The following is a 1,319-nucleotide window of genomic DNA, read 5'->3' on the forward strand; positions in this document are numbered from 1 at the left end:
AGTTCGGCGGACAGGATTTTGGATGCGGTCATTGTCTCTCCTTGGCTGGATGTGGGCTTATCAAAAATGACCGTTTACACAAAATCCCGTACACCCTCTCCCTGGATTTTCTCGGGTAGCAATTCGCTTTTGGAGAAAATCCCAGATGTCTTTTTGTGCTCTCCTGTCCAGCTTGGACAAATCCTTTTCCGCCGATTCTTCAAACTCAATCTGCCAAGCCAAGGCGTGCCCCCACTTCTTCAAGCGTGTAGGTGCGGCTTCGGCCTGCCCTCAAATCTTCAAGCCGCTTTTCTGCAAGGTAAATATCTTCCAAATCGTCAAGGTATTCCGCGACCGCTTCCCGAATGTAAAAAGCCTTTGACCGGCCCGTTTCCGTTGCCAGTACGTTAAGGCGTCGTTCAAGGTCTTCATGCAAGCGCACAGATGTGGGCATTTCCTTTTCTCCTTCGTGAATACATATATTCAATGTTCATTTCATGAAAAATTATCATTTTTTGATAACACGTCAAGCGCAAAAAAAAGCCCGTTCCTAGTCACAGAAACGAACTTTTCATTCACTATTTCATTCACTATTTGGGACAAATCCTAACAAATCTGGGCAACTCAAACCCAAGAAATACAAGGCGTGAAGACTGGCGAATAAGCCCCGACGGCTTTCCTAATCCTGGTTTGCCCAAGTTCGAGTCTTGGTGGGGGCACCAAGTTTTCCAAAGGCTCCGAAGAGTTAGAAGCTCGCCGGAACCTTTCTTTTTTCTCGCCACCCAGCTCGCCACCCACATTGCGCCACGCCGCGTTGCCGGGTATTTTCGCCGCCATGCCCAGCAACCCGTGACCATTCCGGAGCGCCCATGCCCACCTTTCCCTGGACCCGCCTGCTGCACGACCGGACGCCCATTTATCTGAGCACAGAGGAGCCCCATTGGTTTGTTCCGACCAGCGCGGCCGACGCCCTGCTCGCACCCCTGGCGGCAGGATTCTCGCCCAATGGAGATTCTCGCCTGCCCGGCCTGTTGGCCCGGTTGCCCAAGGTCCGACCCCTGGACTACGCGGGCCGTAGCGCCCACCTGGATCTGGAGCGGATCAGCGAGTTGTGGTTCCACCTGACCAACCGCTGCAACATGGCCTGTCGGCACTGTCTGTTCGCGTCGTCGCCGACGCGGCGGGACGAACTGCCCCTGGAGCGCGTGCTGGATCTGGCCGCCCAGGCCCGCGCCGCCGGTTGCCGCCTCTTTGCCCTGACTGGCGGCGAGCCCCTGATTCACCCGCATATCGACGCCATCGTGGGCCAGCTCCTCGCGCCCGGCGACACCCACGTGGTC

General features: G+C 56.0%; 2 protein-coding genes. One reads left to right on the top strand and one right to left on the bottom strand.

Annotated features, from left to right (window positions below; genetic code table 11):
• Window positions 1-205: 205 nt before the first annotated feature.
• Entirely contained in the window at window positions 206-433 is a 228-nt protein-coding gene (locus tag EOL86_15155) for a ribbon-helix-helix protein, CopG family (protein ID NCD26907.1), read from the bottom strand.
• A 415-nt stretch (window positions 434-848) separates the two neighbouring features.
• Here EOL86_15155 and EOL86_15160 point away from each other — a divergent pair.
• A partial coding sequence (locus EOL86_15160; GenBank protein ID NCD26908.1) for a radical SAM protein occupies window positions 849-1,319 on the top strand: 471 nt, incomplete at its 3' end.

This window comes from Deltaproteobacteria bacterium (genome assembly GCA_009930495.1).
In the GTDB taxonomy this organism is placed as follows: Bacteria; Desulfobacterota; Desulfovibrionia; order Desulfovibrionales; family Desulfomicrobiaceae; genus Desulfomicrobium.

Excerpts from the sequence above, each read along its gene's own strand:
- EOL86_15155 (NCD26907.1), bottom strand. The coding sequence starts at position 433 with ATGCCCACATCTGTGCGCTTGCATGAAGACCTTGAACGACGCCTTAAC.